General features: G+C 62.8%; 10 protein-coding genes. 3 read left to right on the top strand and 7 right to left on the bottom strand.

What is annotated here, in order from left to right:
• The first annotated feature begins 48 nt into the window (after positions 1-48).
• Together MEFOE_RS10940 and MEFOE_RS10935 are read left to right on the top strand one after the other, a co-directional pair.
• Positions 49-975 (top strand): dockerin type I repeat-containing protein, encoded by a 927-nt coding sequence (locus MEFOE_RS10940; protein ID WP_067052026.1) that lies wholly within the window; start codon positions 49-51, stop codon positions 973-975.
• Between the two features lie 3 nt (positions 976-978).
• Entirely contained in the window at positions 979-2,034 is a 1,056-nt protein-coding gene (locus tag MEFOE_RS10935) for a hypothetical protein (RefSeq protein ID WP_153015952.1), read from the top strand.
• A gap of 63 nt (positions 2,035-2,097) precedes the next feature.
• Here the strand turns inward: MEFOE_RS10935 and MEFOE_RS10930 are convergent, their stop codons facing one another.
• The 7 genes from MEFOE_RS10930 to MEFOE_RS10900 all read right to left on the bottom strand — a co-directional run bounded on the left by MEFOE_RS10930 (position 2,098) and on the right by MEFOE_RS10900 (position 8,180).
• Complete coding sequence (locus MEFOE_RS10930) at positions 2,098-2,424, bottom strand: hypothetical protein (protein ID WP_067052021.1); 327 nt, start codon at positions 2,422-2,424, stop codon at positions 2,098-2,100.
• Between the two features lie 186 nt (positions 2,425-2,610).
• Positions 2,611-3,045, bottom strand: coding sequence for an ACT domain-containing protein (locus tag MEFOE_RS10925; RefSeq protein WP_067052019.1), 435 nt, complete (start codon positions 3,043-3,045; stop codon positions 2,611-2,613).
• A 2-nt stretch (positions 3,046-3,047) separates the two neighbouring features.
• Positions 3,048-4,352 (bottom strand): phenylacetate--CoA ligase family protein, encoded by a 1,305-nt coding sequence (locus MEFOE_RS10920; protein ID WP_067052017.1) that lies wholly within the window; start codon positions 4,350-4,352, stop codon positions 3,048-3,050.
• Entirely contained in the window at positions 4,352-5,641 is a 1,290-nt protein-coding gene (locus tag MEFOE_RS10915; protein WP_067052015.1) for a phenylacetate--CoA ligase family protein, read from the bottom strand. The genes MEFOE_RS10920 and MEFOE_RS10915 overlap by 1 nt, the downstream gene beginning before the upstream one ends.
• A 470-nt stretch (positions 5,642-6,111) precedes the next feature.
• Positions 6,112-6,999, bottom strand: coding sequence for a UV DNA damage repair endonuclease UvsE (gene uvsE, locus MEFOE_RS10910; RefSeq protein WP_067052013.1), 888 nt, complete (start codon positions 6,997-6,999; stop codon positions 6,112-6,114).
• Entirely contained in the window at positions 6,999-7,838 is an 840-nt protein-coding gene (locus MEFOE_RS10905) for an apurinic/apyrimidinic endonuclease family protein (protein WP_067052011.1), read from the bottom strand. Before MEFOE_RS10905 ends, uvsE begins: the two co-directional genes overlap by 1 nt.
• A gap of 108 nt (positions 7,839-7,946) precedes the next feature.
• Entirely contained in the window at positions 7,947-8,180 is a 234-nt protein-coding gene (locus MEFOE_RS10900; RefSeq protein ID WP_153015951.1) for a hypothetical protein, read from the bottom strand.
• A 340-nt stretch (positions 8,181-8,520) separates the two neighbouring features.
• On the opposite strand from MEFOE_RS10900, the gene lysS reads away from it, so the two are divergent.
• Positions 8,521-10,041, top strand: a complete 1,521-nt coding sequence (gene lysS, locus MEFOE_RS10895) for a lysine--tRNA ligase (protein WP_067052007.1) — start codon at positions 8,521-8,523, stop codon at positions 10,039-10,041.
• Positions 10,042-10,479 lie beyond the last annotated feature (438 nt).

The raw sequence follows: 10,479 nt of genomic DNA, 5'->3' as shown, positions 1-10,479 counted from the left end.
CGGGGTCCCTGTCAGGGACCCCTCTCTTTTGTGCGAGGAGTACGGCACATGACACTGACGAAGATATGCCTGCTGTCGGTCTGCGTCCTGGCGATGGTCTGCGGCGTGGCCTGCGCGGCAGATATTGCAGTACAGGAATCGATGGTCGAGACCGGCGAGGGGGCGTTCACGATCGCCGCCTCCGACCTGGACGCGATCGAAGGAGTCGGGTTCAGGCTTTCATACGACCCCGACTACCTGGAGATCACCGGGGTGACGAACATCTCTGCGGGGTACGTGAACCACCATGCGCACGACGGCACCCTCTCGGTGGCGCTCATCTTCCCGGAGGCCCTGACGGCGACCGCTGAAGAACCTCTCGTCTCGGTCGCGTATGTCACCCGGTCGGATGAACCCGGATCTGTCAGGATGACGCTGCACGACTCCGAGTACAGCGTCGGCTACCAGAACCTGGCCTTCGCCCACGAGACCTGCGACACCCTCTCCTTCAGAAAGATGGTGGCCGACACGGTGAAGGACGGCACCTGGAGCGCACTGACCCCCGCGGGTCTCAGGTACGAGGTTGTGCCGGGCGCGACTATCCGGGCACCGTCTCTCTCCCGCGGCGAGAGGTCGGTCCTCCTGGGCGACCTGGCGGTGAGAAAGTGTGCCGGGGGATCGTGGACCGATGTGCCACGGTCGAATGTCAGTGTCGCCGGCGACGGCAGAGTTACGATCTCGGGAGACCCGGGTGCCGCCGCAAAACTCGACCTGGCCTTTACCGGGAGGGTCATCGGCGATGCGAACGGCAACGGTGTCGTGAACTCCGCGGATGCACGCGATGGTGCACGACACCTGGCGCATCTGTCGGCCCTCGATGAAACGGGCGTCTTCTACGGCGACGTGAACGGCGACGGCGTCCTTGACGAGGGCGACGTGCGTGACATGGCCGGATATACCGTCGGTCTCCTGGACGAACATTTCCAGCAGAGGTGAAGGATGAGATTCTTACGATCTATGGTGCTGGTCGCGCTGGCCTTGCTCCTCTTGGGCAGTGCCGGTGCGGCCAGTGCCGCTGAAATCACGGTGAAGACGCCGACCGGGTCCATACCTGTCGGCGAGACCGCTGTTGTGCCGGTCACTGTGATCGGTGCGGACAAACTCGATGCATGCGATATCAGTGTCACCGCGGACGCGTCGAGTGTCGTCATTGTTGCGAACACGACGAACCCCGTCGACGGAGCGACGCTGACGGTGAATACTGTTGGTAATACCGCAAGGATCAGTTTCTATCACCCGACCGGCGTTACCGGCGACCTGACGCTCTGTTACGTGGACTGCACTCCGATGAAATCGGGCCTCTCCGCTCCCGTGAACCTGACGGTCGGGTGTATCGCGGAGAATGGTTCTCCGGGCACGCCCGGCGATGATGTCTCCAGAAAATATTCTGTCGTGAACGGCACGGTCGTCACCCAAAGAGATCCCGCAGTCGTGACGACTCTTACGGTCACGCCGACGACGGTGTCGCCTCTCTTCCCCGGCGGTACGCAACAGTTTGCCGCGAAGGTCTATGACCAGTATGGCAGTGCGATGACCGTCCCGGTGACGTGGTCGAGTTTCAATACGACGGTCGGCACGATCAACGCGTCCACCGGCCTCTTCACAGCGGTTGGTGTCGGCAGTACCGCCGTCACCGCGAAGGCAGGGAACAGAACGTCCGAGGCGGTGACGGTCACGGTCAAAGCCACCACGCCGACTCCGACATCGAAACCGTCGTCATCCGGCGGGGGATCAGGAGGCGGCGGTGGGGGAAGCGGTGCTGCCGCGGCCAGCGTGCCGACTGCGGTCGATAGCGCTGCTGCCACCCCGACCCTGACGCCCACCCCAGCGCCGACCGCGGCCCTGGCGTCTGAAACAGTCCCGATCACCGCACCGGTCACCACCGGCACGGCGACCGCGACCCCGACCACGCCTGCACGGAGTCCGGGCTTCGGTACCCTTGCCGCCCTTGCGGGAGCGGGCGCGGCAGTCCTGCTGGCGGGCCGCCGGGACTGATCTCATTCTTTTTTGTGCTCTCAGACTTGAACGTGGAACGACAAAAGAGGGAAGATAATACTATTATATCCTCTCGATCTCGGTGATCGTGATGCGTTTGCCCCACATCTGGATGCCCACCCCCTCTTCGGCGGGTACGGCGGTCATGCGCACGTGCAGGCCCTCGACCTGGCACTCTCCGGGCAGGTTCGTCGGGTAGAAGTGCCCTCCATTGTCGCCGGTGATGCCCCAGAAACCCCCTTCGAGGTCCACATAGGTGACGGTGCCGTTGAATGTCACACCTTCTTTCACACAATCTTTCTCCGGTTCTTCCGCACCGGTGCATCCGGCGGCGAGCAGAACGACTGAGACCAGGAGGCAGCACACGGCGCCCGAGACGATCGATCTCATAAAATCAGATAGACTGTACCCTCAGATAAGATGAATGGGGCAGTGGGGGAACACGGAGCAGAGTTTCTGAGGGGAGGGCGCTGTATTCCCGCCCATGCCGGTTTGGGTCCGAGATAATCTTCGATTTTCGTCCTATCGAACCCCTCAGTTTGCACAAAAAGAGAGGGGCCATGCCCCCGCGGGGCGTCACTGGAAAAGATCAACGCTGAGCAGTTTCCCGCCCGCGGCCAGGATCCGGTCGATCCCTTCCTCGACCTGGTCGACCCGCAGGATGAGCACCGCCGCATCCTTGCCCGAGTAGGCGTACGAGTACTCGATATTGACCCCGGCGTCGCCGAGGATGCGGGCGATCTCAAAGAGCCCGCCGGGCTCGTCGCGCATGGCGACGGCGATGACATCGGTGAAGGAGATCATGAAACCGAGTTTCGTGAGACAGTCGTGGGCCTTCTCCGGCTTGTTCACCAGCGCCCGCACGACGCCGAAGCCGTTCGCCTCCGCGATCGAGAAGGCGAGGATATTGATCCCGGCCTCTTCGAGGGCGCGGGCGATCGCCGCAAGGCGACCGGGCTTGTTCTCCGAAAAGATCGAGACCTGCTTGATGATATACTTCTTCTCAGCCATCTTCAGTACACTCTCCGGTCAATCACTCTCTTTGCCTTCCCCTCGAAGCGGGGGAGCGTTCCCGGCGCCACGAGTTCGACGTCGGCAGCCACATTGAGGGAACTCTTCAACTGGTGGACGACCTTCGCCCGCACCTTCATCAACTCGTTGATCTTGTCGGAGAAGGCCTCCTTGCTCATCTCCACCCGCACGAGCATGGAGTCCAGCGCGCCGCGGCGGTCCACCTCGATCTGGAAGGCCGACCCGTCCACCTCGGGGATGCCCATGAGAGTGTGCTCGACCTGCGACGGGAAGACATTGATCCCGCGCACGATGAGCATATCGTCGACGCGGCCCCGGATACGCGTGATCCGCGGCGACGTCCGGCCGCAGGCACAGACCGAGTCGTCGAGGGACGTAATGTCCCCCAGGCGGTACCGGATCATTGGCAGAGCCTCCTTTTTCAGGATGGTCATCACCAGTTCGCCCTTCTCCCCGGGCGGGAGTTGCTCGCCGGTCTCCGGGTCGATGATCTCGGGGTATGCGATGTCCCCCCAGATATGGATGCCGTTCTGTTCGGCGCACTCGGTGAACATCGGACCCGAGAGTTCGCTCGTCCCGTAGATGTCGTAGGCTTTGATCCCGAGGTTCTCCTGGATCTTCTTTCTCATCTGCTCGGACCAGGGTTCGGCCCCGAGGACGGCGAGACGGAGGTCGGTATCGTTTGCGATCGAGATCCCCATCTTCCCGGCGGTCTCGCCGAGGTGCATGAGATACGACGGGGTGCAGGCGATCGCCGTCACGTGGAGGTCCTGCATCAGTTCGATCTGCCGCTCGGTGTTGCCCGTGCTCGTCGGGAGCACCGTCGCCCCCACCCTTTCGACGCCGTAGTGGAGGCCGAGGCCGCCGGTGAAGAGGCCGTAGCCGTAACTCACCTGGAAGACGTCGCCCCTGCCGACGCCGCAGGAGGTGAGGGCGCGGGCGAGGGAAGTGGTCCAGAGTTCAAGGTCGTTTGCGGTGTAGCCGACGACCGTGGGCTTGCCGGTCGTCCCGGACGAGACATGGTAACGGGCGATCTCCTCCTGCGGGGCGGTGAAGATCCGGTTCGGGTAGTTGTCCCGCAGGTCGCTCTTGTGCATGAAGGGGAGTTTCGTGATGTCGCCGAGCGTCCTGACGTCGTCGGGGTGGACGCCGGCCTCCCGCATCCGCGTGTGATAGAAGTCGGAAAAACTGTACAGCCGGTAGACGAGCGTCTTCAGCAGTCGGTACTGGAGTTTTTTCACGTCCTCGACCGGCATCTCTTCAACGCGGGGGTCCCACATCATCATCAGATATCACTTCTCCTGTCCACAACATGGCGGGCCTTCCCCTCAAAGCGGGGCAGGCTGCCGGGTTCGACGAGTTTGACGGTCGCCCTGAGATTCAGGTTCTCCTTGATCGCCGCCGCCACCGTCTTCTGGAGGCGGGCGAGGTCGGCGAGTTCGCCGCTGAAACTCTTCCTGTTGATCTCGACCTCGATCGTCATCTCGTCAAGATGGTTGATCCTGTCTACATATACGATGAACTGGTCCCCCACGTCGGGGATGGAGAGGAGGGTGTGCTCGATCTGGGACGGGAAAACGTTGATCCCCCTGATGACGAGCATGTCGTCGGCCCTGCCGGTGAGGCGCGCTATTCTTTTGCCGCGGCCGCACGGGCAGTCGTCGGGAAGGATGCAGGTGATGTCGCCGGTGCGGTACCGGATCAGGGGCATCGCCTCCTTGACCAGGGGCGTGACGACCAGTTCGCCCTTCTCGCCGTCGGGCAGGCGTTCGCCCGTGACGGGATCGATGATCTCGGCAAGGTAGCAGTCGTGCCAGAGGTGGAGACCGTTGTGCTCGGGGCACTCGAATCCGGCGCCCGGGCCGTACATCTCGGACATCCCGTACGAGTCGAAGGCCTCGACGCCGAGTCTCTCCTCCAGTTCCTTTCTCATGTTCTCGGACCAGGGTTCGGCGCCGAAGATCCCGATCCGCAGGGTGTCGAGGGACGCGCCCATCTCCTCGGCGACCTCGGCGAGGTGCATCCCGTAACTGGGCGTGCAGTGGATCGCGGTGACGCCGAAGTCCTGGATCATCTCGATCTGCCGCCGGGTGTTGCCGGTGGCGCTCGGGACCACCGTCGCCCCGATCTTCTCGGCGCCGTAGTGGAAACCGAGGCCGCCGGTGAAGAGGCCGTAGTTCACCGAATTCTGAAAGACATCCTCGTCGGTCAGGCCGATCATGGTGAGGTTCCGCGCGATCAGTTCAGACCAGTTGTCCAGGTCACGTCGCGTGTAACTGACCACGGTCGGTTTGCCTGTCGTGCCCGAGGTGGTGTGGATGCGCACGACCTGCTTCATCGGGACGGCGATGTTGCCGAAGGGGTAGGCGTCTCGCAACTCCTTTTTGCTGGTGAAGGGGAGTTTCTCCACGTCGGCGAGGGTCGTGATGTCGTCGGGCGTGACGCCGGCGTCCCTGAACTTCCGCCGGTAGAAGTCGACGTTCTGCGAGTGGTGTACAGTCCACTTCAGTCGTGAAAGCTGCAACGCTTCGAGGTCTGCCCCTGATATCGTCTCCATTTCCCTGTTCCAGAACATGTGCACACTTTTCCTCTGATCAGGGCGGCGTCACCACCCATGATGGTTGAGAAAGAGTTGGGCCCCGCCGCCCAATAACCTTGCCATGTTCTGACATGGCGCGGGGGTATGGTGCTGTCGTCGCGGTAGGAGGTACAGGACCAGCGCCGATAGGGGGGGTCGGTACTTCCGGCATGGTCCTGGTATCGTCCTCCCTTCTCCTGCACGAGTCTGTCGATCCGCAACAGTCCTCCTCCGGTGTTGGGCGAAGTGTGCCTTTTTTTGGGCTCTGTAAAATCCCTGTTCCGGCGTGCCTGTGTTGGGGAGTAGGGGGAAGGCGGGAGGTTCGCGCCGCTCGTCATAGAATCCAGGGGGAGATATCGGTCCGATCATGAGGGTCTCTCCAGAGCTGAATGAACGAGAGTTCCGGGATGACCTCATAGATGCGAGGCAGCATGTGTTCTGGAGGTCCCGGCACGTGCCGTTATCTCTCAGGATCTGTCGCCCGCCCGCACGATCGCGAGGGCGCGGAGGGCGCTCTGTTCCTTGTCCTTGATCTCCAGCATGATGTCGGGGTCGCGGGGTCGGGCGGCGGCGAGGAAGGCGGCGAAGTGGGCGGGGTCGAGGGTGCGGGCATGGCGGCCGCGCCGCCCGCCCGGTTCCTGGGAGGAGTAGTCGGCCATCGGGACGCCGTCCCTCTCCGACCAGGTGGCGGCGCAGGCGGCGACGGCCGCACCGGTGCCGAGGGCGGAGGGGTTGCACTCGTGGTGGAAGGCGTCGAAGAGGACGGGGATGCCGCACTCGCGGCTGACGGCGCGGCACTCCGCCTCGGTGTACAGGCGGTCGTCGTTCTCGACGACGAGGCGCCGCCGTACATCCGCGGGGAGGGTGCGGTACCTGTCGAGAAACCGGCCGACGGCCGCCTCCCTGTCGCCGTAGGCCCCGCCGAGGTGGACCTGGACCTTCGCCGTCGTGTCCAGGCCCATGGCGTCGAGGACCGCGGCGTGGTACGCCAGTTCGGCGACGCTCCTCTCACAGACACCCGCGTCGGGTGAGGTGAGGAGGGTGAACTGGTCCGGGTGCAGGGAGATGCGCATGCCGTGGTCCCGGACAAACGCCCCTATCCCGGCGAACTCCTCCGCGAAGATCGCGGGCCAGTCGAGGGCGTTCACCGGGTGGGAGGCGAAGGGGACGAGGTCCGAGGTGACCCTGAAGAAGAGGAGGTCGTGTTCGGCATTGAACGCGAGGATGCGGGAGAGGCAGGCGAGGTTCTCCGAGACCGTCGAGAGGAACCTCTCCTCGTTCCAGGACGTCAGCCTGAAGGTGCGGGCAGAAGTGCACCCGATGGCCGTGTTCATGCAGGGGTACCCGATCCGCATCAGGGCGCGTGGTGGGCGGGTGCGCTCATAACCCTGTCGGCCGCCAGCCGCGGGTCGTCGTGCGCGACCCGGCGCGCGATGAGGGCCGACCTCTCCCTGTCCCTGAAGAGGAGCATGACGTCGATGTCTGTCGGGGCCGTGGCCGCAAGGAAAGATCCGAATGCGGCGGGGTCGACCGACGGCGGGTGCGGCGTGTCCCGGTCGAGGGAACCGTAGAAGACGACAGGCACGCCGTCATCCTTCCTCCAGGTGCGGGCGCACTCCCTGACGGCCTCGCCGGGGTCTCCCCGGGCCTGGTGGCGGTCGTAGGCCACGGGCACGCCGCATGCCCGGCCGACGGCGCAGCAGTCTTCGACCGTGTGAAAGCGGTCGTTTCTGATGACAAGACGCCGGGTCACCGCGTCGGGGAGGCTGGCATACTCCCGGCAGAACTCCTCCGCGTCGCCCCTGCCGTAGATCCTGACCGGGATCTTTGCCGTCGTGTCGAGGTCCATGGCGTCGAGGAGGGAGGCGAGATGGACGAGGTCGGCGGCCCGCCTCTCCGGGATGAGGGCGGGCCTGGCAGGGCAGGTCATGACCCGCATCTTCTTCTCCCTCACATAGGCCCCGACGGCCGCAAGGCACTCCGCATACGCGGCTGTCCTGTGCGGGACGGCCCGCGGACTGATCGCGAAGAAGGAGAGGTCGGCCTTTTCATTGAACTCCAGGGTCCTCGCCAGGCAGGCAAGGTTCTCGACGACTGCTGCGTCCACCTCCTCCGCCCGGGCATGGCGGCGGTCAGGGAAGAGACCATTCATGGCCCCGATGGTCAGGTTGGTGCAGGGGTACCCGAGTTTCATCGCATCTCCGTGGTTCAGGGACTATATATCTCTGGCGAAATTGACCTACCCATGCTCTATCTTTGGGGCAACACCCCGGCCGTCCGTTGAGGGAAAGAATTTCAGGGGTTATTTTCTGTGGAGGCCCGCCATGATGTCCCTGAGCGGGGCGCGAGGGGGTTTCTTTTCTCTGTCCGCCTCTCGTGCATGGTTTGCCTTCCCTTTCGCAAGGGCGATCTCGACGTATTTCTCCAGTTGCCTGATGCCCTTTTCAAGGTCTCCTGTCTCCTCGCCGACGATCCCTGCCTGCAGTTTGAAGAAGTAGAGATCGGTTTCAAGTTCTTTCCGGACATTGTCGGCCATATCCTCCGATATCGCCATTTTTTTGCATTCCGTGCACCTTTCAAGCCACTCTGATGAAAAAGTCTCGAACCGTGATTTAATGGACTGGGCCATCCTGCCTCCTCATACAGAGTAATAAATTTTGCAGGCACTATTTATGCGCTTTCATATCGCGCCGGACAATCGCCCCCCATATGGCGGTCTCTTCCCGTCTCCGGGGATCGTCCCCCGGCGGTACCGGGCCGGGGACCTCTTTTCTCTCAGACTGATACCCTTAATACTCCCCGATAAAAAAGATATATAGCGATTTCACCCGGCCGCGCCGTGTGGCCGGGCCAGTCCTGCACCCGGGAATGGTACCATGAGCGATTCACAGATCAGTTTTGATGAGGCAAAACTCACGAAATACCGCGAACTCCAGGAGGCCGGGCTCACCCTGTACCCGGCCCACTATGAGCGGAAGCAGACCCTCGGCGAGATCAAAGAAACTTTTGCGGAGATCGGCCACGACCAGAGCGAGGAGGAGGTCGTGACGGCCGGGAGGATCTACGCCCTCCGTCACCACGGCAAGACGATTTTCATCGACATCGGCGACGCCTCGGCCCGCATGCAACTCTATGTGCGGAAGGACGACGTCGGCGACGAACCTTTCGAGTTCATCAAGAAGTACCTGGACGCGGGCGATATCATCGGTGCCACAGGCCATGTCTTCAGGACGAAGATGGGCGAGATCACTGTCTGGGTCAGCCGCTTCGACCTCCTCACCAAGTCGGTCTGCCCGATGCCTGAGAAGTTCCACGGGCTCAAGAACACCGAGCAGCGGTACCGCCACCGGTACCTCGACCTGATCATGAACGAGGAGTCGCGGCAGACCTTTCGCACCCGCAGTCGCGCAATCGCCGCTCTGCGGAACTTCCTCAACGGACAGGGCTTCATGGAGTTCGAGACCCCGACACTCCAGTCCGTCTATGGCGGCGCCAATGCCCGGCCCTTCATCACCTACCACAACGCCCTGGAGCAGCAGCTCTTCCTCCGCATCGCCCCGGAACTCTACCTGAAGAGGCTTGTCGTCGGCGGCTTCGAGAAGGTCTACGAGATCGCGAAGAACTTCAGGAACGAGGATATCGACACCCACCACAACCCCGAGTTCTCGATGGTGGAGATCTACGCGGCCTACCATGACTACGAGGACATGATGAACCTCACCGAGGAGGTCATCACCCACCTTGTCGAGAGCGCTCTCGGCACGACGACTGTCACCTTCGCGGGCAACGAGATCTCCTTTGCCCGGCCGTGGAGGAGGCTCAGTATGGAGGACGCGGTGAAGGAATACGGCGGCATCGACGTCTATGCGACGCCTCTCGACGAACTCGCCCGGATCGCCGCGAAGGAGAAGGTAGAGAAGTGCGAGACGGCACAGACTCACGGCGACTACCTCCCCCTCTTCTTCGACCACTACTGCGAGGAGAAACTCATCCAGCCGACCTTCATCTACGACTTCCCGGTCGAGAACTCGCCGCTGGCGAAGCGCCACCGCTCGAAGCCCGGCTTCACCGAGCGTTTCGAACTCTTCGTGAACGGCATGGAACTTGCGAACGGTTTCTCCGAACTGAACGACCCGATCGACCAGAAGCAGCGTTTCGAGGAGCAGGACGCAAAGCGCCGCCTCGGCGACCTTGAGGCGCAGATGATCGACTACGACTTCGTCAACGCCCTCGGCTACGGCATGCCCCCGACCGGCGGGGTCGGCATCGGTATCGACCGCACGGTGATGCTCCTCACCGGCAACGACTCCATCAAGGAAGTGATCCTCTTCCCGTCGATGCGGACGATCGCGGCGCAGGCCGAAGAGTCGGACGAGTCCGAAGAGAAGCAGGAGTAACGCTTTCGAAGACGGCCCCCGCGGGAGGGGCCGGTCCTCTTTTTTTTGATCCTGTTGACACGGCATGCGAGGGCGAGGGCGAGAGCGGGGGCTCGCGGGTTCGGATCGGACTCCCGAAAGGTGTTCCTGCGCCATACCATGTGTCCTGCCGACGTTCTCCTCCGGGGGACTACCGCCGAAAATCAGAGATATTCTTGTGCTCACTTCGTTCGCAGCCCTCGGCCCTCGAAGATCTTCGATCTTCTCATGCTCGCTTGTGCTCGCACCCCGCTCAGGATAGGCGGAGGGATGGTTATCTCCTACCTCAAGGATCTCTGCTCTGTCTTCCCCGGCCCTATCCCAATGTGGGGTCCGGGGGCGATAGCCCCCGGCGAACCGCGTGGGGAAGGCGGGGGGTCGGGATTTTCCTCCGGGGGACGCCTGTGGTGTGTGCGGGAA

Origin of the sequence: Methanofollis ethanolicus (assembly GCF_001571385.1) — an archaeon.
GTDB classification, from domain to species: domain Archaea; phylum Halobacteriota; class Methanomicrobia; order Methanomicrobiales; family Methanofollaceae; genus Methanofollis; species Methanofollis ethanolicus.
This window is presented reverse-complemented; position numbering and strand designations above follow the sequence as displayed.